The sequence below is a fragment of the Pseudomonas sp. UM16 genome (assembly GCF_050312595.1).
GTDB lineage: Bacteria > Pseudomonadota > Gammaproteobacteria > Pseudomonadales > Pseudomonadaceae > Aquipseudomonas.
In genome coordinates this window covers 349,279-373,183 of sequence record NZ_JBNPJT010000002.1, presented here as the reverse complement: position 1 = coordinate 373,183, position 23,905 = coordinate 349,279, and the positions used below count along the sequence as shown (strand labels likewise).

The 23,905-nt window shown below is 57.3% G+C and carries 18 protein-coding genes; 10 read left to right on the top strand and 8 right to left on the bottom strand.

What is annotated here, in order from left to right; all coding sequences use genetic code 11:
• Window positions 1–12: 12 nt before the first annotated feature.
• A complete protein-coding gene (locus tag ACQRAX_RS03755; protein ID WP_412038158.1) occupies window positions 13–645 on the bottom strand; it encodes a glutathione S-transferase family protein in 633 nt (210 codons plus the stop codon).
• A gap of 132 nt (window positions 646–777) precedes the next feature.
• Here ACQRAX_RS03755 and ACQRAX_RS03750 point away from each other — a divergent pair, with 132 nt between their 5' ends.
• Window positions 778–1,674 (top strand): LysR substrate-binding domain-containing protein, encoded by an 897-nt coding sequence (locus ACQRAX_RS03750; RefSeq protein ID WP_412038159.1) that lies wholly within the window; start codon window positions 778–780, stop codon window positions 1,672–1,674.
• A 45-nt stretch (window positions 1,675–1,719) separates the two neighbouring features.
• Here ACQRAX_RS03750 and ACQRAX_RS03745 read toward each other — a convergent pair whose 3' ends face one another.
• The 4 genes from ACQRAX_RS03745 to ACQRAX_RS03730 form a co-directional block, all read right to left on the bottom strand.
• Window positions 1,720–3,246 (bottom strand): efflux transporter outer membrane subunit, encoded by a 1,527-nt coding sequence (locus tag ACQRAX_RS03745; RefSeq protein ID WP_412038160.1) that lies wholly within the window; start codon window positions 3,244–3,246, stop codon window positions 1,720–1,722.
• 38 nt (window positions 3,247–3,284) lie between these two features.
• Complete coding sequence (locus ACQRAX_RS03740) at window positions 3,285–6,359, bottom strand: efflux RND transporter permease subunit (protein WP_412038161.1); 3,075 nt, start codon at window positions 6,357–6,359, stop codon at window positions 3,285–3,287.
• A gap of 6 nt (window positions 6,360–6,365) precedes the next feature.
• Window positions 6,366–7,523: an efflux RND transporter periplasmic adaptor subunit gene (locus ACQRAX_RS03735; RefSeq protein ID WP_412038162.1), complete on the bottom strand. Its 1,158-nt coding sequence runs from the start codon at window positions 7,521–7,523 to the stop codon at window positions 6,366–6,368.
• Between the two features lie 337 nt (window positions 7,524–7,860).
• Window positions 7,861–8,778, bottom strand: coding sequence for a LysR substrate-binding domain-containing protein (locus ACQRAX_RS03730; protein ID WP_412038163.1), 918 nt, complete (start codon window positions 8,776–8,778; stop codon window positions 7,861–7,863).
• 583 nt (window positions 8,779–9,361) lie between these two features.
• Between ACQRAX_RS03730 and ACQRAX_RS03725 the strand changes: the two genes are divergently transcribed.
• The 9 genes from ACQRAX_RS03725 to ACQRAX_RS03685 all read left to right on the top strand — a co-directional run bounded on the left by ACQRAX_RS03725 (window position 9,362) and on the right by ACQRAX_RS03685 (window position 20,043).
• Window positions 9,362–10,687, top strand: a complete 1,326-nt coding sequence (locus ACQRAX_RS03725) for a lysine N(6)-hydroxylase/L-ornithine N(5)-oxygenase family protein (protein WP_412038164.1) — start codon at window positions 9,362–9,364, stop codon at window positions 10,685–10,687.
• Between the two features lie 3 nt (window positions 10,688–10,690).
• On the top strand, window positions 10,691–12,061 hold the full coding sequence (locus tag ACQRAX_RS03720) for an aspartate aminotransferase family protein (RefSeq protein WP_412038165.1): 1,371 nt from the start codon (window positions 10,691–10,693) through the stop codon (window positions 12,059–12,061).
• Entirely contained in the window at window positions 12,058–12,426 is a 369-nt protein-coding gene (locus ACQRAX_RS03715) for a cupin domain-containing protein (protein WP_412038166.1), read from the top strand. Before ACQRAX_RS03720 ends, ACQRAX_RS03715 begins: the two co-directional genes overlap by 4 nt.
• On the top strand, window positions 12,423–13,910 hold the full coding sequence (locus tag ACQRAX_RS03710; protein ID WP_412038167.1) for a methionine--tRNA ligase: 1,488 nt from the start codon (window positions 12,423–12,425) through the stop codon (window positions 13,908–13,910). The genes ACQRAX_RS03715 and ACQRAX_RS03710 overlap by 4 nt, the downstream gene beginning before the upstream one ends.
• A 19-nt stretch (window positions 13,911–13,929) precedes the next feature.
• Complete coding sequence (locus ACQRAX_RS03705) at window positions 13,930–15,069, top strand: NAD(P)/FAD-dependent oxidoreductase (RefSeq protein WP_412038168.1); 1,140 nt, start codon at window positions 13,930–13,932, stop codon at window positions 15,067–15,069.
• Window positions 15,066–16,037, top strand: a complete 972-nt coding sequence (locus tag ACQRAX_RS03700) for an ABC transporter substrate-binding protein (protein WP_412038169.1) — start codon at window positions 15,066–15,068, stop codon at window positions 16,035–16,037. Before ACQRAX_RS03705 ends, ACQRAX_RS03700 begins: the two co-directional genes overlap by 4 nt.
• Window position 16,038: 1 nt before the next feature.
• Window positions 16,039–17,346 carry a SidA/IucD/PvdA family monooxygenase gene (locus ACQRAX_RS03695; protein WP_412038170.1) on the top strand — a complete coding sequence of 436 codons (1,308 nt, stop codon included), beginning with the start codon at window positions 16,039–16,041 and terminating at the stop codon, window positions 17,344–17,346.
• 22 nt (window positions 17,347–17,368) lie between these two features.
• Window positions 17,369–18,823: a pyridoxal phosphate-dependent decarboxylase family protein gene (locus ACQRAX_RS03690; RefSeq protein WP_412038171.1), complete on the top strand. Its 1,455-nt coding sequence runs from the start codon at window positions 17,369–17,371 to the stop codon at window positions 18,821–18,823.
• 323 nt (window positions 18,824–19,146) lie between these two features.
• On the top strand, window positions 19,147–20,043 hold the full coding sequence (locus ACQRAX_RS03685) for a LysR substrate-binding domain-containing protein (RefSeq protein ID WP_412038172.1): 897 nt from the start codon (window positions 19,147–19,149) through the stop codon (window positions 20,041–20,043).
• Between the two features lie 127 nt (window positions 20,044–20,170).
• On the opposite strand, the gene lpdA is transcribed toward ACQRAX_RS03685, so the two are convergent.
• The 3 genes from lpdA to ACQRAX_RS03670 are packed head-to-tail and all read right to left on the bottom strand — an operon-like array spanning window position 20,171 to window position 23,904.
• The gene (lpdA, locus tag ACQRAX_RS03680) at window positions 20,171–21,556 is read right to left on the bottom strand and encodes a dihydrolipoyl dehydrogenase (protein ID WP_412038173.1); all 1,386 of its coding nucleotides are present in this window, start codon (window positions 21,554–21,556) and stop codon (window positions 20,171–20,173) included.
• A gap of 2 nt (window positions 21,557–21,558) precedes the next feature.
• Window positions 21,559–22,845 carry a dihydrolipoamide acetyltransferase family protein gene (locus ACQRAX_RS03675; protein ID WP_412038174.1) on the bottom strand — a complete coding sequence of 429 codons (1,287 nt, stop codon included), beginning with the start codon at window positions 22,843–22,845 and terminating at the stop codon, window positions 21,559–21,561.
• Complete coding sequence (locus tag ACQRAX_RS03670) at window positions 22,846–23,904, bottom strand: alpha-ketoacid dehydrogenase subunit beta (protein WP_045189130.1); 1,059 nt, start codon at window positions 23,902–23,904, stop codon at window positions 22,846–22,848.
• Window position 23,905: the final 1 nt, after the last annotated feature.

Below are 23,905 nucleotides of genomic sequence, written 5' to 3'. Positions count from 1 at the left end.
CTGCGGTAAGTGTCAGGGGCCGGTCGCGGGTTGGGGCAAGCTAATGCCGCGCTGCACCGCTGGGCGTTGGCTGACGCGGTCATGCCAGGCGCTCAGGCGGCTGAAGCGGCTGAAATCGAAGTTGATGATGTGCGCGATGTGCATCCAGCCGAAGGTGGCAATGTCGGCGATGCTGTATTCAGGGCCGGCCAGCCAGAAGTTGTCCTTCAGGTGATTGTCCAAGGTTGTGAAGGCTTCTTCGCTAAGGCGGCGAAAACGTTCGGTCACATCGTTGTGGCTTGTGTCGAAAATTTCGTATTGCACGCGCTGGCCGAGAAGGGGGCCCATGCTCGAAGCGTGGAACATCAACCAGGTGATGGCTGACCAGCGCATGACCAGGTTGTCTGGGAGTAGGCGTCCAGTTTTCTCGGCCAGGTACAGCAGGATGGCGGCAGATTCGAACAACGTAACGCCAGTGTCTTCGTCGACCAGAACGGGAATCCGCCCATGAGGATTGAGCTTGAGGAAATCAGGCTGACGATGCTCGCCCTGTTCGATGCGAACGTGTTTGAGCACGTACGGCAAACCCAGCTCTTCAAGGGCAATAGTGATCTTGAAACCGTTGGGTGAGCTGTCGGTATAAAGAATCAAATCAGGGGTCTTCATGTTCCGCTGTCTACCTTAGATAAGCTGCTTTCTAGTCAATGCCTCAGTTGCTATCCTAGTGAGGAGCTACCGTATTGAGAAACGATCAATTCTCCTTCGGCGCGTTAGAATTTCTAAACTGAGGACAGACACATGGGAGCAGTCTTACCGTTGCTCGCGCTACGTGCCTTTACTGAAACAGGGCGCCTTGGGAGTCTGAAGGCCGCGGCTGAAAGTCTGGGGGTTACCCCCGGCGCGGTCAGTCAACAGATTCGTCTGTTGGAGGAGCGCATCGGTGTTGCGTTGTTTGTCCGTGGCCGCCATGGCGTCTACCTCACCGAAGCTGGTGCGCGTGTGCACCCGGGCCTGTTGCGTGGCTTTGACCAGATTGAAAAATCGCTTTCGACACTGGAAACCATGGCGGTTGAAAAGACCCTCACCATCAGTACGGTGCCTTCGTTTGCCTCGGCCTGGCTGGTGCCGAGAATTGGTCGCTTCAGTGAGTTGCACCCGGAAATCGAAGTGCGAGTCGAGGCTTCAGCGAAGATGGTCGACTTCAAGCGTGACAGGATTGATGTAGCGCTGCGCCACGGGCTGGGCAGCTACCCTGGGCTTGAATCGATTCGTTTGATGGCGCCGGTGTTGTTGCCGGTCGCAAGCCCCGGGCTGCTCGCCCAGGGACCGCTGATTCGTGAACCCATCGATTGCCTCAATTACCCCTTGCTGCAGGATGGTGATCGCGCCGATTGGGTGCTCTGGTTGCAAGCCCATAACGTGCAAGTGGGTGATGAGGGGCGGCGCGGGATGAGTTTCGAAGAGGACTTGTTGCTGTTGCGTGCCGCCGCTGCGGGGCAGGGGATTGCCTTGGTTCAGGACAGTCATGTCCAGGAAGACATCGAGTCAGGAAAGCTTGTGGTGGCATTGGATAAGCCTTGGCCGTCGCGCTTTGCCTATTACGTGGTCACGCGTCCTGACGCCACCCAGCGCCCTGAGGTGCAGGCGTTTATAGACTGGATCATGACGGAGGCAGGCAGCAGTTCTGCCTCATAAGTCGAGGCTTGGCCGCCCCTGCCGTTGGCAAGGGCGGCGTTGCGATCACTCTTCTGGCGTGTTGCTGGCAATGCTGTGTTGTTGTTTCAGGGCTTCCTCCCAACCACCGCCCAACGCCCTGATCAGGCGCACGGTCGAGCGCGCCTTATCGCCATTGAGGCGAGCGGTTGCCAGTTGTTGAGTGAGCATCGTACGGTCTGCGTCGATGGTGTCGAGCTGGGTATGCGAACCTTCACGGTACTGCAGATGGGAAAGCTCCGCCGCCCGTTCCGAGGCGGCCAGAGCGATTTGCTGTGCGCGGCTCTGCTCGGCCATGATGCGCAATAGCGCAAGATTGTCTTCGACCTCCCCGAACGCCTTGAGCACCACTTCTCGGTAGCGAGCCGCGTCTTCCTCGTAGGCGGCCTGTGAGTAGTCCACGCCGGCCTGGCGCCGGCCACCATCGAACAACGGTAGGGTCATGGCGGCGCCTACCAGTGGGCCAAGGAGAAAGGTGCGACTCGACCATTCGAACAGGTTACCGAGTTCACTGGATTCGAAGCCGCCAGCAGCGGTGAGCTCCAACTTCGGGAAGAACGCCGCTTTGGCGATGCCGACACGCGCATTGGCAGCTGCCATGGCGCGTTCTGCTGCAGCGATGTCAGGTCTGCGTTCGAGTAGCGAGGACGGTAGGCCAGGGGGTATGGCGATGTCTTTTGCCACGAGCAGCTGGGGTTCTAGGCTGAATTTCGCAGGTGGTAGCCCCAACAGGATTGCCAGGGCGTGTTCTGCCGAAGCGCGATTGCGCTCAACGCCCAATGCTTCGGAGCGGGCCGCTTCCAATTCGCTGTGCGCGCGCACCAGATCGAGCTCACCGGCATCGCCGTTGTCGTGACGATGCTTGATCAGGCGATAGGTGTCATTGCGCAGCTCCAGCGTGCGCCGATAGACATACAGCTGAGTGTCCAGTTCGCGGATCAGGAAGTAGTGCTCGGCAACATCGGCCTGCAAGGCTAAAAGCACGGTCCGATACAGCGCGCCGCTTTTCTCCAGTTCAGCGGTGGCCGCTTCGATTTGCGCGTCGATGCGTCCAGCCAGGTCCACCTCATAGCTGATCCCAAGCTCTGCGCGCCAAAGCGTAAAGGTATTGGCTGGGCCGTCGTCGGGCAGGTCCAGGGACGCTGGGGACTCACGCTGACGCGATGGCCCGAATGCCGCATCGACGCGCGGCATGCGGTCCGCTCGCGCATCACGTTGCAGTGCGCGGGCTTGCTTGAGGCGGGCAGCGGCGGCGTGCAATCCGGGGTTGGCCAGTGCTGCCTGCTCTTCAAGTTGATTGAGGCGTGGATCAGCAAAGACTTGCCACCATTGGCCGCGTAGCTGGTCTTCAGAGGGCTGGGCCTGCTTCCAGGAACCGGTCTGATTCTGGGGGAGGGCGGGTGCCTCTTTGTATACCCAGCTGCGCGCTTCATCAGGTGCCGAATAATCCGGTGTGAGCGAGCAGCCGGCAAGCAGCGCCAGGGCCAATGACACGCCTAGGGGCAGTGGCAATCTTGTGCAGTTGAAGGCGGGAATCTTTTCGATGGTTCTCATTGGGTATCCTTTTCGCTGAGCATTCCTGAATGTCTCGGTCAGATGTGGTCAGGGCTTGCGTGCAGCGGTTGTTCGGTCGCCTCAGGCTGTTTGTGCGCCAATTGACGGCCAAAGCGGGCATAGACAGCGGGCAGGACGAACAAGGTGAACAAGGTGCCGACCATCAGGCCTGCCACCAGCACCACAGCGATCGAGCGCTGGCTGCCGGCACCGGCGCCGCTGGCAAATAGCAACGGAAGCAGCCCGCCGATCATGGCTGCCGTGGTCATGAGAATCGGGCGAATACGGGTACGCGCGGCGGCCCGCACAGCTTCGACTCGGTCCAGCTGTTGATTGCGTTGCGCGGCATTGGCGAATTCCACGATCAGAATCCCGTGTTTGGCAATCAAGCCAATCAGCGTAACCAGGCCGATCTGGGTGTAGATGTTCAGTGTCGCGAAACCGAAGAACATCGCCGTCAGCGCGCCGCAGGCTGCCAGAGGGACAGTGGTGAGGATCAGCAGGGGGTCGCGCACGCTTTCGAACTGAGCCGCCAGAACCAGGAAAATGAATGCCAGGGCAAAGGCGAAGGTAATGGCAAAACCGCCTTGTTCCTGCAGGTACTGACGTGATTCGCCGAGGAAGTCATGCTGATAGTCTGCCGGCAGTTTCGCTGTTTCCTGCTGGAGGAAGGCCACCGCCTGACCCAGGGTAACGTTTGGTGCTGGGATCGCTACCAGGGTGGAGCTGTTGAGCTGATTGAACTGAGTCAACGCGTTGGCCTCGACACCTCGTTCCAGGGTGATCACCGTGGAAATGGGGACTTGTCCTCCGCTTGCCGTGCGGATGTAGTAGCTCTCGAGAAACTCCGGTGTCAGGCGTTGGTCCCGTGGGGCTTGTGGAATGACATCGTAGGAACGACCTTGTGAGCCAAAACGGTTGACATAGGACTCACCTACCAGACGGGCAAAGGTGTCGCCGATTTCCTTCATGTCCAGGCCCAGGTCGTGGGCTTTGGAGCGGTCGATACTCACCAGTACCGTAGGGTTGGTGAAGGTCAGGTCGGAGTCGATGAAGGCAAACAGTCCACTGTCGCGAGCGGCCGCTTTGACCTTCTCCATGTTTTCATAGACGTCTTCATGCTTGGCTGCAGACGTCACCACTAGCTGTACCGGAAAACCGCCCACCGAGCCTGGCAGTGGTGCTGGCAGGAAGGCTGACCCGGCGATGCCTTCTACCGAAGCCAACTTGCCTTGCAGCTCGGCCATGATTTCTTCCGCCGAGCGCTCACGATCCCCCCACGGCTTGAGCATGACGCCCGCCCAGCCTTTGTTCAGCGAAGCGCCTACACCGGCGACCATATAGACGGTGCCGGTTTCGGGGATGGACAGCAACGTCGCCTCGACCCGCTTGGCCTGCTCTTCGAGAAACTCCAGGCTACTTGCTTGGGGCGCCTTCATGTCGACGACAATTTCGCCCTGGTCTTCAGCCGGGGCCAATTCCGATTGCAGGCCATTGAACAATACTGGCAGGCTCACCATCGCGCCCAGGCCAATCAGCAGCGCCAGGCGGACATCCTTGAGCACTTTGCCCAGCAAGCGGTCATAGGCATTCACAACGTGGGTGGTAATGGCCTCGACCTTGCGGGCAAAACGGCTGGGCGAATCATGCTGCAGCAGCTTGGATGCCACGGTGGGCGAGACGGTGAGGGCGACAACTGCAGACACCGCGACAGCGGCTGCCAGGGTGAAGGCGAACTCGCTGAACAACGCTCCGGTCAGCCCGCCGATCAAGCCCAGTGGCGCATACACCGCGACCAGGGTGGCGGCCATGGTCAGCACTGGGCCGGCGATTTCCCGGGCACCGTTCTTGGCCGCCTCGAAGGAAGACTCGCCTTCTTCCATACGCCTATGAACGTTTTCAACCACGACAATGGCGTCGTCGACCACCAAACCGATGGCCAGGACCATCGCCAGCAGTGTCAGTAGGTTGAGGCTGAAGCCCAGGGCAAGCATGATCGCAGCAGCGCCCAGCAGCGACAGTGGAATACTCAGGACAGGGACGGCAACGGCACGCATGGAGCCCAGGAACAGGAAAATCACCAGTACCACTTCAAGGCCGGCGATCACAAATTTGACCAATACGTTGTCGATCGCTGCATCAATGAACACGGTGACATCGTAGGGAATCGCCATCTTCACCCCAGGTGGCAGGTTCAGCTTGTCGAGCACCTGTCTGGCCTGGCGAGAAATGGTCAGCGGGTTGCCCCCAGGCGTTGCCATGACCTCCAGGTAGACGGCTGCTTCGCCGTTCATGCCGGTAATCTGGTCGCGGCTTTGTGTGCCGATTTCAACCGTTGCGATGTCTTCAAGGCGAACCAGGCTTTCGCCCTTCTTCACCACCAGTCGGCTGAAGCCCTCTACCGTGTTGAGGTTGGTATCAATGCGTACGTTGGCAACCACCAACGCACCTTTGATCTGGCCAGGTGCCGCTTGGTAATTGTTCTCCTCGATGGCCCGGTCGACGTCGGCGGCCGTAATGCCGTGAGCGGCCATGCGCAGCGGGTCGAGCCAGATGCGCATCGACAGATTTTGACCGCCTAGGACGTTGACGGCGGCTACGCCTTCAACGGTGGTCAACATGGGGCGCGCCACCCGCATCAGATAGTCGGTAATACCGGTCAAGGCTTCACCTTCGCCGGGGCTGAAGCCGGCGTAGATGACCCCGATCGCGCCGGGTGCCTGGCGTACCACAACCGGGTCGTAGGCCTCTTCGGGTAGCAGATAACGTACCTCGTTGACCTTGGCCAGGACTTCGGTCAAGGCGGCGTCGGAGTTGGCATTCAGGCGCAGGTAGGCGGTGATGGTGCTCAACCCCTGTTCAGAGGATGAGCTCATGTATTCCACGCCTTGGGTAGTGGCGACTGCCTGGGCCAAGGTGGTAGTGACGAAGCCTTGCATCAGGTCGGCCGGAGCCCCGGGGTACTCGGTGGTGACCGTGATCACGGCGCTTTCGATCTTGGGGTACTGGCGCAATGGCAGGTCCATCAACGCGCGAAGACCCACCAGGACGATCAGCAGGGCGAAGGCCAGTGTCAACACTGGGCGGCGTATGAAAATGTCGGTAACAGCCATGGCGGTCTATTCCTTTTTACCGGTGTAGGATCCGATAGCCTCGGACCCTGAGGCGAGCGCCTCGGGCTGGCGCGGAGCAACCAGGACACCGTCCTGCAAGTTGATCTGGCCGGCTACTACAACCAGGTCGCCTTCATTCAGGTTGCTACCCAGGACCTCGGTTCGGCTGTCCGACTGCGAACCGGTACGTACGGAAACCAGCTGAGCGCGCAGTACGCCATCGGTTTCCCGCAGGGCATAAATGCGTTCGCCGGACAGTGATGATTCCAGCGCTACAGTAGGGATAGTGGTGACGGCAGGGCCGGGGCTGAGCTCAAGCACTACATGGGCAAACTTTCCGGGCCACAGGGCACTTTGTGCGTCGTTGCGCAGGGTGGCCCGTACGCGTATGGCGTGGTTTTCCTTGTCTACCTGCGGATCGATTGCCGAGATCTGCCCGCTGATGGTCTTGTCACTTTGACCGTCGCCCTTGACCCGCACCTGAAGGCCAGTCTTCAGCGCTGCACGGTTGCGCTCTGGGACAGTGAAGTCGATGTGCAGCACGCGGTTGTCAGTCAGTGTGGCAATCGGTGTGCCTGCCTCTACGTACTGGCCGAGGTTTATCCGACGCAGGCCAAGTTCGCCGGCAAAAGGTGCGCGTACCAGGCGTTGGGAAATGTCTTCTTGCGATTGTGCAACCAGCGCTCGGGCTTCGTCATAGGCCGCTACGTGCTGTTCGTACTCTGCGCTGGACATGGTCTGGCCACGCAAGCGCTTGGCGCGATCCAGATGGGTGCTGGCCAGGCGCAGGGCAACCCGGCGACGCTCGAGTTCACTGCGCAGCGGGCCATCGTTGAGTTGAACCAGCGGTGTACCGGCGGTAATGCTTTGCCCGCTGGTGAAGTGCACTTTGGTGATGCGTCCGGCCACTTCGGCAGCTACCAGCACCTGATGATCTGCGACTACGGTCCCGATTGCCTTGACTGTGGCCGGCAACACCTCGCTGCGAACGGCGGCGACCTCCACCGCAACAGGGGCCGCTTCGCCTGCGGCCAAAGCGGCCTGTTCGGCAACCTGTTTGCGATGACTGTCATAGAAATAGAGGCCGCCAATGGCACAGATCAGGGTGAGTGCTGTCAGTGCCAACGGCTTGGAGAAGGCCTTGGCCGGTGATTGAGTGCTCATGATTTGCCCCGGTGCGTTGTGTGTTGCGCAGGTGAGCCTGGCTGAACTGAGTGCAAGGCATGCAAATGTTGAGTCACTGCTCGGATAACAGGTGTTCTAGGCATTATTTTCCCCAGCCGAAAGGTGAGATCTGCTAAAGCGTTATGGATGTGGTATCCGGATACTATTGGGCTTTTGGCAAGAGGAAAAACGATATTCCCTGAGGTTTCAGGATAGATTTTCTAAACTAGCATGGCTGACGCGAGTGGCCGCTAGGCGGCAGGTAGGGCGAGGGGCGAAGCGGGGCGCCCCGTGACATTTCAGGGATAAAGGTGCTCAGGTGTACTAACGGCTCCGGCTAACCCACCGCCAGATCCTGTACATACACCTGCTCTTGCGTGGTTTGCTCAATCAGCCAGTTCAGTACTTCTCTGATTTCCGAGCGTCGCAGGGTTTCCGGGAGGGTGACCGCGTAGTAAGCAAACCTCGCTGGCCAGGTCTTTTCCAGGGCCACGCACAGTTTGCCTTCGCGCAATTGCTCCTCGACGCAAAATTCCGGGACCAGGGCCAGGCCTTGACCTGTGGCGGCCGCGCGGGCAAGGAGGAAGTCGTCTTCGAAGCTGGGGCCTTTGCGGGCACGCACATCATCATCGATACCGTGTGCTTGCAACCACAAATGCCAGTCGGCGCGATCGGAGTCCTGCAGCAGCGGGTAATTCAGGCAATCTTCGACTGTGTTGATGGCGGGGCCATTGGCCAGCAGGCCTGGCGCTGCAACCGGAATCAGGCGCGGGGCGATCAGGCGCATCGTGCTCAACCCAGGGTAGTTGCCCAGGCCATGACGCAGTGCAATATCGGTAGAACTGCGTTTCAGGTCGACCAGTTCGTTGGATGACTCAATGCTGATTTCTATGTGGGGGAATTTGCTATAGAAATCGGTCAGCTTGGGGATCAGCCAGGAGGCAGCGAATGCGGGGGTAGTATTGATCGATACCTTGTGTTCGTACTGCATGGCGCGCAGCGACTTCAATGATTTGTCGATGTTGTCGAAGGATATTTGCAGCGTTTCGTAAACTCGTTCGGCGCGCGCTGTGAGCTTGATGCCTTTGGAGGTGCGCAGAAAAAGCGAGAAACCCACCCGGTCTTCCAGAATCCGGATTTGCTGACTGACCGCGCCGGGAGACACCCCCATGGATTGGGCTGCAGCTTTAACGCTTCCTCGCCTGCCGACTTCAGTAAACGCCCTGAGTGCTAATAGCGGTAAGACGGCAGTCATCGATAGCTCCTTTTATTGATGATCCAGTGGAAAGCGGCGCGATGCTATCACAGCACGGAACTCGGACAATCAGCATCATGGTTTTCCACACGAAGATATTTCAGATTTTTCGCGATTCGCCACTTTCATAATGTGGTGCCCAGTCCTGTCCAACTTAATGGGCAAGGCACGCGCGGTATTTTTATCCCGGTAACCATGAAACAAATGGTTACGAAATGGCTTGCTGGCAATATTGTCGAACAAGAAGTTCGTGCGAAAACACAAAAGGCATAAGCTTATAACCCTTTTACTATTCGGTGCTTCTGCAGTGGAATGACGTGTACTTGGAAAATATGACGATAACTTTTCAATGGTGCGGTTATTTGCGTGTAAAGTTGAGCTTAGAAAAACTAAACAACCGCTTTAGATAAAATGATTATGCGCATTGTTAATGCAGGTGATAGCGTTTTGCTGCCTGTTGAGTATGCCAGTTTCAGTAGGGAGCATAGTGTGCTTTTCTGTTGTAACAAGCGCTCGTTGTTCGGCGTGTTGGTGCCATCAGTGTGTGGTTTTGGACGGTTTAACAATTAGAGGGAAGCTAAGCGTGAGCGCATCTACGCATTACGACATCATTGGTGTGGGCTTCGGCCCTTCGAACATTTCATTGGCAATTACGCTGGAGGAAGAGGCGCCGGGCACACGATGTCTTTTTTTGGAAAAGGAGGCATCGAGTGAGTGGCAGACAGGATTGTTGCTGGCGAACTCGGATATTCAGAACCACCCGCTGCGAGACCTGGCCACGCCACGTAATCCGCGAAGCTATTATTCGTTCACCAATTACCTCTACGAGAAAGGCCGATTGTTCGAACATCTGAACATGGGGCTATATTATCCGTATCGGTATGAGTACCGCGATTACATCAAGTGGGCGGCCGAACACTTCAATGGTTCAGTGCATTATTCAACGGTCGTCAGTGCTGTCCGCGCATTGGCACAAACCGACGGTGACGCCCGCTTTGAGATCAAGACCACGGCTGGCAAGACCTACACCTGCGCGAATCTGGTGGTAGGCACTGGCCGCACGCCGTTCATCCCTCCGGTCCTTAGCGGCCTGAGTCGGGATCAACTGGTCCACGGGGCTAAGTTCAATACTATCCTTGATCGCCTAAACGCTGGCGATGTCAACAGTGTTGCTATCGTCGGTGGCAGCCAGTCAGCGATAGAAATCATGATCTATCTGGCCAATAAGTTCCCTCATGTTGCGGTTCATGGGGTGTCGAGAAAGTTCGGTTATCGTTTGAAAGATACATCGCCATTCACCGGGGAAGTGTACTTCCCGGGTTTCGTGGACCTGTTCTATAGCAGTAAGCCAGAGCACAAGCAACGGCTCAAGGATGACCTGAATCTCACCAATTACTCGGCCTCCGATGCAGACGTGTTGGATGAGCTATACCGTACGCTGTACCGCGACAAACATTTTGGCAACAACAAGTTGATGGTGCATAACTCGGTTGAGATTGTCAGTGCGGTAACGGTGGGTTCGAAAGTGTCTCTGGAGTTGATTGCCGCGCACAGTGATGAAAACATCACTTCGCTGGAAGTCGATATGGTTATCTCCGCTACCGGTTTCCGTGATTTTGGCCCGTTGGCGCATCAAGAGTTGTGCCCAGCATTGCTGGATAACGTCTATCCACTACTGGAAAAAGACGAAGTCGGTGAGATGAAGGTCGGGCGTGACTATCGCCTGACATTAGACGGTCTTGATGGGCTGGGGCTGTACCTGAATGGTCTTTGTGAGTCTTCCCACGGTATGGGTGATGCGGGCTCATTGAGCCTGGTATCGATTCGTTCGAAAAATATTCTCGATTCGATACAGCAACTTTCTACCGCCAACACCCTCTCTGCCAATTTGATGAAAACAGAAGCCTGAACCATGAAAAATATTAGCGTGCAGACCGATATTCCTGGGCCTCGCTCACAGCAAGCACTGCTGAAACAATCGCAGCAGGAATCCACGGCGATTTCTTATCCTAAACGTCTGCCTATTTCCTTGGCAAAAGGCTTGGGCTGCTACGTAGAGGATCTCGACGGCAACGTATTTATCGATTTTCTTTCAGGTGCTGGTTCTTTGCCGCTGGGGCATTCGCATCCAGAAGTTGTTGCTCAAGTTATCGAGCAGGCCGGGACCTTGTGCATGGGGCTGGACTTTCCGACGCTGGCCAAGGAGCAGTTTACCGACGCCCACTTAAGCATGCTTCCAGCAGCCGTACGCGACACTTACCGCATGCACTTCTGTGGGCCAACGGGCGCCGATGCTGTCGAAGCGGCGATCAAATTGGCAAAGGCGGTTACCGGTGGCGATGAAGTCATCAGCTTCCGAGGTGGTTACCACGGTTGTACCAACGGCGCACTGTCTCTGACGGGCAACCGCAGCATGAAAAAAAATGTGCCGGGCAAAATGCCGGGCGTGCATTTCTTCCCCTATGGATCAACTTCTCGTTCACAGGCCAGCTCAGTGCTGAACCAGGCACAAGTGGATGCTGCCTTGCTGCTGGAGTCGGCACTGGAAGATGTCAATTCGGGCCTTGGAAATGTTGCAGCGATCATCCTTGAGCTGGTGCAGGGAGAAGGCGGCGCCTATGTAGCCGACAAGGCCTTTGTGGAGCGTGTGGCACGGGTCGCCAAGAAGTATGCAATCCCGCTCATCATCGATGAAATCCAGACCGGGTGCGGGCGTACCGGCACCTGGTATGCCTTCGAGCAGTACGGTATCACTCCGGACATTTTCGTAACCTCCAAAGGTACCAGCGGCATTGGCCTGCCATCGGCGTTGATGTTCTACCAAAAGTCGCTGAAAAACTGGCCGTCTGGCAGTCATATCGGCACATTCCGTGGCAATCAACTGGCGTTTGTTGCAGGCGCCAAGGCGATTGAGGTGTTCAAGCGCGATGATGTGCTGGGTAATGTGCGCGAGCGCTCACAACAGATCCGCAGCTACCTTGAGAACCTGCAACGAGATTTCACTTTAGTGGGTGAAATTCGTGGCCTGGGTTTGATGCTCGGTGTCGAGATTCTCAGCCCGCGCACGGGCAAAGTCTGTGAGCTGACAGCTTCGAAAATTCAGCAACGCGCACTGCGTCTTGGCCTGATCACCGAGTTGGGTGGGCGTGACGATACCGTGTTGCGCGTGCTGCCACCGTTGAACGTTAGCGCTCAAAGCGTGGGGCAAGCACTGGCTGTTCTGGAGCAGGTTCTGGCCGAGCACATGCATGCGCTCGATGCTGATGAGGAGGCCGCTCAATGACTGTCTTTCGCAAAATGAACTGGGGCGCGCTGGTTCATGAATACGATCTGGACGGATCCAGGTTGCTGCCTTGGGAAGGCATGAAGTCACCGTTTGGCGGCGCCTGGTGTGTGGTTCGCCCAGGCACTGAGAGTCGGCGACACTCCCATGATGAGTATGAGCTGTTCATTGCCATCGACGGACGGGCAGATGTCAGGGTGGGAGAGGAGTTCGTGGTCGCGGAAAAAGGCGATTTGATCCTGTTGCCGCTGAACGCCGAACACTCGGTGATTAATAACAGCGATGCGGACTTTCACTTCTATTCGATCTGGTGGGACCGGGAAAGCTCGAAAGACTTTCTCACGTCGTTGGGGGAGCAGCCATGACAGATCAATTCATTGTCACCATCACGCCGCCAACACCGAACGGCGACTTGCACATTGGTCACATTGCCGGTCCGTTTCTGAGTGCCGATATTTTCGCTCGGGCTCAGCGTCAGAAGGGTGCCCATTGTTACCTGGTGTCTTATTCGGATGATTACCAGTCGTACCTGCGACGCAAAGCGATGGAGATGTCGGGTGACGAAGTGGTGTTGGCCAAGGAAAACTCCGGGAAGATCCAGCAGTCACTGCACATGGTCGGGATCGAGGTCGATTATTGGCTGGAGTCGTATCAGAATCCTTATTTCGAGGATGCTGCACGAATGCTCTACGAGCAGGGTCTCGATAGCGGTCTGATCCAGTCCAAGCCCAGTGTCGAGCCTTACTGTGAACACTGTGAAGTATGGGGGTACGAAGCCTTTGCCCGGGGTGCTTGCAATCACTGCGGCACCAGCTCTGACCCTAGCCAGTGCGAGTTCTGTGCAATGGCACCGAACGCCCTGGAGATGAGGGACCTGAAGTGCATTTTGTGCAAGCAAGCGGTTTCTTACCGACCGGTTGAACGTAAGTTCCTCAAGTTTTCCAAAGTAGCGTCAGCGTTGCGCGCACGGCTTGCCCAGTCGCCCATGCGTGCTCAACTGCGAACCTGGATTGACGATGCTTTTGCCCGCGGCGTGCTTGATTGGGGGGTGACTCGTCCGGATGAGTCGGGGCTCAAGCTCTATGATGATGAAGCACATCGCGTGCACACCTGGTTCATGGGGCAGGCCGGTTACTTCGCGGCGCTCAAGGCCTTGTCCGAAAGCAACGAGCAGGCACGAGATGCCTATTCGATGTTGTTCAGCGACAAGACGCGCATGGTCAATTTCCTGGGGATGGACTGCTCCTACAGTCATGTACTGGCTTACCCCGCCCAGGTTCTGCTCAATGAACAGTTCAAGTTCAGCAACGCTTTCTACACCAATGCGTTCTTGAAACTCGATGGCGAGGATTTTTCCACCAGTCGCGGCCATGCCATCTGGGTTCGCGATCTGGTAGGTGATGCCTGCTCCGATAGCGTGCGCTTCTATGTGTCATTGAACGCTCCGGAGGAGCAAACCGAGAACTTCTCCGCGGAAGCGTTTTGGGCTTGGCGCAAGCGCATTTTCGTCGAGTTGTTGCCGAAGATTTCCTCGGTGTTCTTCGAGCAGGCTCATGCCATGCGCCCCGGCGATGCTGTGGCGCTGTCCGACTTCGAACGCACCATTGTCGAGCAATGGCAGCAGTGTTCGCGACATGACAACTTTTCGATCAAGGGCATTGCTCAGGTGTTGATGGCAACGCTAGAGGCACTGGAAAGCGACATCGACCGGGGGCAAGTGCGACGCAATCTGATCGTCCTGTTCACGCTGCTGTGCGCGCCCACTATGCCGCAACTGGCCAGTGTTCTGCGTAGTCAGATCAGCGAACAAGAACTGGCCGCCTTCTCTTCGCTGCTGGGCCTTGAATAATCAGGCAAGGAGCCTCGGATTGACTAATTCAGCACGTATCATCGTCATTGGTGGCGGCATCATTGGGACGACCATTGCTGCCAATCTGGCTGTTGAAGGGCATCAGGTTTCCTTGCTTGAAAAGGAAACCATCGGTGGCAATGGCGCCACAAAATTCTCGGGTGCGCTGTTTCGTTTGTATGACCCTGATCGGGAGATTGCCAAGCTATCGCGGATCAGTATCGAGATGATGGAGGAGACTCGGGTTGGTCAGGTGTTTGCCCAGAGTTTGAAGCGCTCCGGGATTCTTTATGCGTGTGAAAAAAACCAGCTCAGCTACGACTCGATCAAGGAGTGCATCAACACCTACAGCGATGCGTTGTACCCGCTGGAATTGATCGATGCGCAGAAGGCCTATGAGCTCAGCTGTGGCTGTTACTCCTCCGACAATGTGCGCACCATTCTCTATGAAGCCAATGGCGGCTTCGGGGATATCCGCAAGGCTGCCCGAGACTTGGCATTCATGGTCAAGTCCTACGGCAATCCTGTGATGGAGCATACCCAGGTCGACAGCTTCAGCACCCATGCCAATGGTGTCACGGTGCGCTGCGCCAATGTCACGCTTGAAGCCGATTATGTGGTGCTGGCTGCTGGTGCGTGGTCCGGTGAGTTATGCGAGTTCTTGCCGATCGAGACCCAGAGCATTCCGTTGGCGAGTCTGTCGACCGCTCGAGAAATTCCCCTGCCGATCATTGATACCAAGACCGGCACCCATCTGATTCCACTCAATCGCGGCTTCTATCAGGCGGGGTCGAAAATCAGGGTGTCGGCAAAAACGCCAGAACTGCTCAACTACGACCAGGCACGGATCGCACCGGACATCCTGGCGCGCCTGGGCGGTTCGAAGGTCATGCACAGTATCGATGACGTGGTTTCGGTGCTCAAGGGTTTTGATTCCTACACCCTGGATGGTCGCCCGGTGCTGGACTTTGTCGATGAAAATCACCGCTGCATCGCGGCGACCGGCTTCTGCGGCATTGGCTATAAGATCGCCTTGGCCGTTGCCCAGAACGTCAGGAATACCTTACTGGCAGGTCGCGTCCAGGGTCAGTTGGCACCGGTTCAAGCAAACGCCGTTTACGGTCTTGCACGGTTTCCTGAGGTTGAACTGGCCCCATGAAAAAAACACTACGTTGCGGATTTGCCGCGATTCTGGATCCTGCCAGGTCTATTCATAGCGAGACGGTCCTGCGTGCCTTGCAGATCTACAAGGAGTTGTTCGCAGGTGAGCGGATCGAGTTCATTCTCTGTGAAGACTACGGCTCGCTGGAGGGGGGGGCGCATGCTGCCGATTACCTGGTGTCCCAAGGTGTCGATGTGGTGGTGGGGCACTACGCGAGCAGCTCGGCGATCGCCGCTGCCGACTTCTATGCCGAGCACGGTGTGGCGCTGTTGTTGCCCAGCGCCACGCAAACCAGCCTGACACAGGGGCGCGACTCGGTCTTCCGGGTGTGTGCAAACAACCGGGATATCGTCGATTCCATGCTGGGCCTGTTCGCATCGGGCGACGAGTTCAATATCGAGGTCTACACCGACGAGTCCAGCTATGCGCAGAACCTGGCAGGGGTTCTCAAGTCAACGCTGGCCAACCGTCCTCGCGATCCGCACGCGACAGAAAAGGATTCGAGCATTGTCTTTATCGGCACGGGGCGGCGCAGTGAGATGTTTCTACAGGCTTGCGAAAGCAAGGAAACAAATCGCGATTTCATCCTGACTGACGATGCCGCCTGTGCCCACCTGGGCATCCCGGCATCGATCAGTGCCGGGCGTATTCGCGGCGTCGGTTTCGCTCCGGCTGCTCTGGTCAATCCGGGGGCACCTTGTGTCCGCGAGTATGTCCAGCGCTACGGAGAAATGCCTGGGGTGTTTTTCCTCGAAACCATTGCCGCGCTGGAAATTGTCAGTGAGTTGCAAGCGAACTCGGATGATTTTATTGCCGACCTGAACACGACCACGTTCACCACTTCCTTGGGTGAGTTGAGTTTCATCAAAGGCGAGCAGCGCCACGCTGCATTGTGCCTGTGGACCAACAACGACAATCAGCAATTACGCCCCGTCGAACTCATCCAAACTAATCGAGAATTCTGAAATGAACCATGCGACGACGTCCTCCCACTACATCGATACGCTGTGTATCGGCTTTGGTCCGGCGGGCCTGGCTCTTGCCTGCGTTTACGATGAGGAATTCACGGCGCAGGGCGGCACGGGCTCGAGTAGCTTTCTGGCGCTGGAAAAGGCCGCAAGCTGCGCTTGGCATCCGAACCTGCTACTGCGCAACACCGATATCAATCATCACGTTTATCGGGACTTGGTAACCCCTCGTAACCCGCAAAGCCCTTACAGCTTTGCCATGTACCTCAAGGAAAAAAACCGCCTGTTCAAGTTCGGCCTGCTGGGGCGCCCGGCCAGTCGCTTTGAGTGGTCGGATTACATGACCTGGGTGGCAGGCAAGCTCAAGGGCTACGTGCGTTATGACCATGCTGTCCAGGCCATCGAACCCATTGTTCAAGACGGCCAGCTCAGTGGTTTTCGAGTCCAGGGTGACGGCTTCACTTATGAGTCCCGCAAGCTGATTCTCTCCAATGGTTCGTCGCCGAACGTGCCAGCAGTGTTCCGTGAGCACATGGGCAGCTATGTGTTCCATGCCAGTGAATACCTGGATCGCCTCAAGGCGTTCAATGGCGATATTCCCAAGCGTTGGTTGGTCTTGGGGTCGGGGCAGAGTGCCGGAGAGGTCATTGCCGACCTGATCGCCAAGAAAGACGACATTCATGTTGTCTCGGTGCACCGCTCGATTGGCTTCAAGGTGGCGCAGTTGGGGCAATTCCCCAACCTGGTGTTTCTGCCGGAGAACATTGAGTACTTCAAGGGCCTGGACAGTGAAGGGCGCGATCGCTTCTTCAATCATGTCAAGAGCACTAACTACTCGGGTATTGATGTTGATGAAAGTCAGCACCTCTATTCGGTGATTTATGAAGACGAGATCGTCGGTAGAGAACGCCTGAAAATGGCGGTGAACTCGGAGTTACTGACGCTTGTGCGCACTGACGAGGGTTATCACGTGACCTTGCGGGACTCTTTCACCGGTGCGCTCAGTGAGTACGTTGTCGACGCCATCGCGCTGGGTACCGGCTATCAACAGCCCATGGTGCCAGGGCTGCTCAAGCCGCTGGAAGACTTTCTGGTCAAGGACGCCCAGGGTGGCTTGCAAGTTGATGGTCAGTACCAGGTAGCGCTACGCAACAGCGACGGCGTGCAAATTTATGTCAATGGCTTGTCGGAGCGCACGCACGGCATCAGCGATGGTCAGTCGTTCTCTGCGGTAGCGTTTCGCGCCGGGGTGATCTTCGAGTCGTTGCAGGCCAGCGTGGTTGTGCCTTTCGATTATTCCATCTGACGCGATTCAAGGATTTATGAACATGAGCACAACAACCCTGAACACGGATGTCAGTCGAGAAATCATCGCGTCCTTCTTTCCAGAGCAAGACGAGCGTACGCAGGTTTTCGGCTTTTTGAAGAATGTGGTGGAGAACTACGTCGCTGACATCTCGACGATCAAGGTCAACCCCACGATGTCCAAGGCCGATATTGCCGGCATCATCTCTCGCTACGACTTTGATGGCAGCCTGCCGGCGGCTTCGGTCCTTGGTGATGTGATTAGTCTGATGGAGCAGGGCATGGTGCATGTGACCAGCCCCAACTACTTTGGTTTGTTCAACCCAACCTCTTCGTTCTGGGGCGGTATCGCCGACTTCATCACCGCACTCTATAACCCACAGTTGGCTGTCTGGAGCCATGCTCCGGCCTGTGTGGACATTGAAGAGAAGTTGATTCGTTACCTGGGACAATTGGCCGGCTTTACTCCCGCCGACGTCGGTGGAGCGTTCACTACCGGTGGTGCGGAGGCCAATTGCACGGCATTGATTTGTGCCTTGACGCGCAAGATTCCTGGTTTCGCTAAGCAGGGTCTGCAGGCTCAACCGTCGCAACCGGTGTTCTATATTTCCGCCGACAGCCACCTTGCCTGGTTGAAGATCGCCTTGCAGTCCGGGCTGGGGCATGACGCAGTACGGCTGATTGCAGTGGACGATAACGGCAAAATGGATGTCGCTCAGTTGAGCGCTACCCTTGCCGATGACCGTCAGCGTGGGTTTACCCCTTTCATGCTGGTGGGGACTGCCGGTACAACCAACGCCGGGGTTATCGATCCGTTGGCGCAGATGGCCGTTGTGGCCAAGGAACATGATCTGTATTTCCATGTTGATGCGGCCTGGGCGGGGGCGATCCTGCTCAGTGACAGTCATTCCCCGCTTTTACGTGGCATTGAGCTGGCTGACTCGATCACCTTGGACGCGCACAAGTGGTTAACTGCCCCCATGGGTACGGGTATGTTTATCTGCGCTGACAAGACCCTGCTCAACCAGCCGTTTGCCGTGTCAACCAACTACATGCCGGCGGGCGATGACGTCAATATCGATCCCTACGTCAACTCGATGCAGTGGTCTCGCCGCTTCAATGGCTTGAAATTGTTCATCCCGTTGGCAATTCTTGGTCGTGCAGGTTTTAGCAAAATGATCGACTATCAAGTCGAGCTGGGCGCCTACTTGAAGTCGTCATTGGCGCGGCATGATTGGGTGGTGGTGAACGCGACACCATTGCCGGTTATCTGCTTCAAGGATGCCGGGGGCGTGGATACTGATCAGCTCTTGCTCCAGGTATTGGCGGCTAACCAGGTCTGGTTGTCGTCGACCACGTTCAACAAGGAAAAAGCCCTGCGTACCTGTATTACCAGTTACCGCTCGACCCGCGCAGACGTCGACAATCTGCTGGTGCAACTGAATCAGGCTCGTGACGCGGTGCGTAAGGCAGGTTGAAAGCTTGGGCACCTTGCCCGCTGAGTATTGAAGTAATAACGAAGCCGGTTAACTGAATACAGTTGACCGGCTTTTTTGTGCGTGAAAAACGATGGTGGCAAATAAGCTCCCGCGCGTTACGGCATGAGGCAAATTGAAACCCGGTGTTTTTCTATACTCAGGGTTTAGAAAAATTCGGCGTTGAATTAGTTTTTAAAATGTTTATTCTCGAAGGTGGCATTGTTTCTATCCTGAAAATTGGCAATATAAGTTACTAAGTAGTCCAGTTTTGCAGTGAAGAGAAAACGATAATTGCTTAGAAGTGAGGATAGAAAAACTAAACCATGATCAAGCCTTCGATTCCATTGCTCGCACTGCGTACGTTCGTTGAAGTTGGTCATTACGGAAGCATCAAAACCGCTGCTCAAGTATTGAATGTCACGTCCGGTGCGGTCAGCCAGCAAATTCGCTTACTGGAAGAGCGCGTCGGCACTTCACTGTTTATTCGTGAACATCACGGTGTACGCCTGACTGAAGCCGGCGCGCAGGCACATCCATTGCTGCATTCGGCATTTGGTCAGATCGAAAGCGTTGTGCGTGGCCTTGAGGGCACCAAAGATCGCCAAGTGCTGACGATCAGCACGGTACCGGCTTTCGCCGCTTCCTGGCTGGTGCCGCGTCTGGGTAGCTTTACCCGTATGTACCCACAGATCGAAGTCAGGGTCGAGACCACTTCTTCGGTAGTCGACCTGCGCCGCGACAGGGTAGACATCGCGCTTCGGCATGGCCTGGGGCACTATCCAGACCTGCATGTCACACGATTGATTACACCGATGATGGTGCCGGTGGGCAGTCCTGAGTTGTTAGGCGCAGGATCGCCACTCAAAGAGCCGGAGGACTGCCTGAACTACCCCTTGTTGCATGACGCTGACCGTGCTGACTGGGCGCTATGGCTCACCGCCCATGGAGTGGCGGCAGATGTGCGTACAGAGCGCGGTAGCAGCTTTGAGGATGATCTTTTGCTGATCCGTGCGGCTGAGTCTGGTCAGGGGCTGGCGTTGGTCTCAGAGGATCATGCGCAGAGAGAAATGGCTGCGGGTAAATTGGTCAAAGTGCTGGATAAACCTTGGCCTGCAGAGTTTTCCTACTACATCGTCAGTCAGAAAGAGGCGGCTGAGCGTTCGGAAGTTCGAGCATTTAGTGAATGGCTGCTCAGCGAGGCTCAGGCTATGCGTGGCTAGTTCGGCTTCTGTGAGAAGAGTCTATCCATTTGATGTGCTCGCCAGGCCACACGCCCGGAAAAAACCAAAAAAAGACCCGCGGCACCTAAGTGCAGCGGGTCAAATCGGCCGTAGCCGCTTCAGTGTGTTACAGGTGCAGGGCGTGACCAAGCGCCCGCAATGCGGCTTCCTGGACCGCTTCGCCCAAGGTTGGATGGGCATGGATGGTGCCCGCGACATCTTCCAGGCAAGCGCCCATTTCCAGTGATTGGGCAAATGCTGTCGACAGTTCCGAGACCCCCACGCCGACAGCTTGCCAGCCGAGGATCAAGTGATTGTCACGGCGCGCGACCACACGCACGAAACCGCTTTTTGATTCCAGGGTCATGGCCCGGCCGTTAGCGGCGAACGGGAACTGTGCGACGATGCAGTCCAAGCCTTCCTGCTCGACGTTGTCCGGAGTTTTGCCGACTACTACCAGTTCCGGATCGGTGAAGCACACCGCCGCGATAGCGGTGGGTTCAAAGCGACGGCGCTTACCGGCGATGATTTCAGCGACCATCTCACCCTGAGCCATGGCCCGGTGAGCGAGCATCGGTTCACCGCTAAGGTCGCCAATCGCCCAGACGTTGCGCATGCTGGTCTGGCATTGGCCGTTGATGGCTATAGCCGAACCGTTCATCTTCAAGGCCAGACTTTCCAGGTTGAAACCTTGGGTGCGCGGCTTGCGTCCTACGGCTACCAGTACCTGGTCAGTCTCCAGTTGCAGCAATTCACCGGCCGGATCACGCACCTGCAGGCGTTGAGTGTCAGCAGCAAAACCTTCGACGCTGTGCTTCACGTAGAGGGCGATGCCAAGTTTCTTGATCGACTCAGCTACAGGTGCGGTCAGCTCGCTGTCGTAAGTCGGCAGAATACGCTCACGTGCTTCGACCACGCTGACTTCAACGCCAAGTTTGCGGTAGGCAATCCCCAACTCCAGGCCGATGTAACCACCACCCACCACCGTCAGGTGCTTGGGCAGTGCTTTCGGCGCCAGGGCATCGGTGGAGGAAATCACCGCCCCGCCCAAGGGCAGCATCGGCAATTCGACGCTGCTTGAGCCGGTGGCCAGTAACAGGTGCTCGCACTGGATGCGTTGGCCATCGACCTCAACACTCTTGCCGTCGAGGATCTTTGCCCAGCCGTGGATCACTTTGACGCCATGCTTCTTCAGCAAGGCGGCGACGCCACTGGTCAGCCGATCAACGATGCCGTCTTTCCAGGCCACGCTCTGGCTGATGTCCAGGCTTGGCGGTGAAACCTTGATGCCCAGGTTCGACTGCTGGCTGTGCTGTTGGGTCTGGTGAAACTGTTCGGCGACATGGATCAGTGCCTTCGACGGAATGCAGCCGATGTTCAGGCAGGTGCCGCCCAGGGCCTGGCCTTCGACCAGGATAGTGGGGATGCCCAGCTGGCCGGCACGAATGGCCGCGATATAACCGCCGGGGCCGCCACCGATGATCAACAGGGTGGTGTTTTGCGTCTGGTGCATGCTCACTCCACAAACAGGCTGGCGGGTTGTTCGAGCAGGCCACGGATGGCCTGGATGAAGAGTGCCGCATCCATGCCGTCAACCACGCGGTGATCGAATGAGCTGGAGAGGTTCATCATCTTGCGAATAACGATCTGGCCGTTGACCACCATTGGCCGTTCAACCATGCGATTGACGCCGACGATGGCCACCTCCGGGGTATTGACCACTGGTGTGGAGACGATGCCACCCAAGGCACCGAGACTGGTCAGGGTAATGGTCGAGCCGGACAGCTCTTCACGGCTGGCCTTGTTGCCACGTGCGGCATTGGCCAGGCGCACGATTTCCCCGGCGTTGCTCCACAGGCTGCCGGCTTCGGCATGCCGCAGTACCGGGACCATCAGGCCGTTGTCGCCCTGAGTGGCGATGCCGACATGCACCGCACCGTGACGGGTGACGACCTGGGCTTCGTCATCGTAGGTGGCATTGATCTGCGGAAACTCGCGCAAGGCCACCACCATGGCGCGGACCAGCAACGGCAGCAGGGTCAGCTTGCCGCGTTCGTCCCCCCACTTTTTGTTCAGGTGCAGGCGCAGTTCTTCCAATGCCGTGACGTCGATCTCTTCGACGTAGCTGAAGTGTGCGACACGACGCTTGGCATCCTGCATACGTTGAGCGATTTTGCGGCGCAAGCCGATGACCGGGATCTGCTCGCTGTCGGTACGCTTGCTGTAGCCGTTTGGCGCACTGTGGCTGCTGCGGGTCGGTTGGGTAAGGAAGCTGTCCAGGTCTTCGTGCAGGATGCGCCCGGCCGAACCGCTGCCGTGGACATAGCGCAGTTCGATACCGGCATCCAGGGCGCGCTTGCGCACGGCCGGGGAGGCCAGCGGGCGTTCGTTGGCTTCGCGCGGGACGATGGCCGCTGCACTTGACGTGCTGGCAGAGGCGACGCGATTTACCGCTGCCGGCAGTTCCTGCACTGGCTCGGGTTTGCTGACGACTACTGCCGCTGGCACCGCTTCCTGTTTGGTCGGGGCACTGCTAGCACCTTCCTGATGATTGCCCGCACCTTCGACTTCAATGCGGATCAGCTCGCTGCCCACCGCCATGACTTCACCGGGTTGCCCGCCCAGGGCCAGGACTTTGCCACTCACTGGCGAAGGAATTTCTACGGTAGCTTTGTCGGTCATGACGTCGGCCACAACCTGGTCTTCGGTGACGGTGTCGCCAACCTTGACGAACCATTCCACCAGTTCAACTTGTGCGATGCCTTCACCGATGTCCGGCATCTTGATGACGTGCGTGCCCATTCAGACCTCCATAACCCGTTTCAATGCCGCGCCCACGCGTGAAGGGCCGGGGAAATACGCCCACTCCTGCGCGTGCGGGTAGGGGGTGTCCCAACCGGTGACGCGCTCGATCGGGGCTTCGAGGTGATGGAAGCAATGCTCCTGAACCAGTGCGATCAGCTCGGCACCGAAACCGCAGGTGCGTGTAGCCTCGTGGACCACTACACAACGACCGGTCTTTTTCACTGAGGCGACAATGGTTTCCAGGTCCAGCGGCCAGAGGCTGCGCAAGTCGATGACTTCAGCGTCGACACCGGTTTCCTCGGCGGCCACTTGTGAGACGTACACGGTGGTGCCGTAGGTCAGCACGGTGACGTCATTGCCGGGACGGGTAATGGCGGCCTTGTCCAGGGGCACGGTGTAGTAGCCATCAGGCACGGCACTGGCCGGGTGTTTCGACCACGGGGTTACCGGGCGGTCGTGGTGGCCGTCGAACGGGCCGTTGTACAGGCGTTTTGGCTCCAGGAAAATCACCGGATCGTCATTTTCGATCGAGGCAATCAGCAGGCCTTTGGCGTCGTAAGGGTTGGACGGCATCACCGTGCGCAGACCACAGACCTGGGTAAACATCGCTTCAGGGCTCTGGCTGTGGGTCTGACCACCGTAGATGCCACCGCCACAAGGCATGCGCAGGGTCAGCGGGGCGACGAATTCGCCAGCAGAGCGGTAACGCAGGCGGGCCATTTCCGAGACGATCTGGTCGGAAGCCGGGTAGAAGTAGTCGGCGAACTGAATCTCGACCACCGGACGCAGGCCATAAGCGCCCATGCCCACAGCCGTGCCGACGATGCCGCTTTCGGAGATCGGTGCATCGAAGACCCGCGACTTGCCATACTTGGTCTGCAGACCTTCAGTGCAGCGGAATACGCCACCGAAGTAACCGACGTCCTGGCCATAGACGACTACGTCTTCATCGCGCTCAAGCATGATGTCCATGGCCGAGCGCAGGGCCTGGATCATGGTCATGGTGGTAGTCGCCATGGCGGTGTCCAACTGAATTGAAGTGTTGTGATCGTTCATG